Source organism: Acetobacter sp. DsW_063 (genome assembly GCF_002153745.1).
Classification (GTDB): domain Bacteria; phylum Pseudomonadota; class Alphaproteobacteria; order Acetobacterales; family Acetobacteraceae; genus Acetobacter.
The window spans coordinates 1-261 of sequence record NZ_JOPL01000168.1; the positions used below are offsets into that span (position 1 = coordinate 1).

The 261-nt window shown below is 60.9% G+C and carries 1 protein-coding gene; it reads right to left on the bottom strand.

Translation table 11 applies throughout. The features are described from left to right. Positions 1-261, bottom strand: a 261-nt coding sequence (locus HK28_RS13590) for a DDE-type integrase/transposase/recombinase (RefSeq protein WP_143217443.1), incomplete at both ends; no start/stop codon positions are given.

Consider the following 261-nt stretch of genomic DNA (forward strand, 5'->3'; position numbering starts at 1 on the left):
GCATGACCTGACGCTTTGCTGCTCCGTATGATTTCAGTTTGTCGGTAACCATGCGCTTTGGTCTGGCGCCCTGCTTCCTGAGAAGCCGCGTCAACAACCGTCTCGCCGCTTTCGTGTTACGTCGCGTCTGCAGAATTTCATCGAGAACGTAGCCGTCGTGATCGACGGCGCGCCACAGCCAGTGGCCCTGACCACAGATAACAATGCGGACCTCATCCAGACGCCACACGTCGCCGGGGGCCGCGCGCTTGCGGCGTAGCC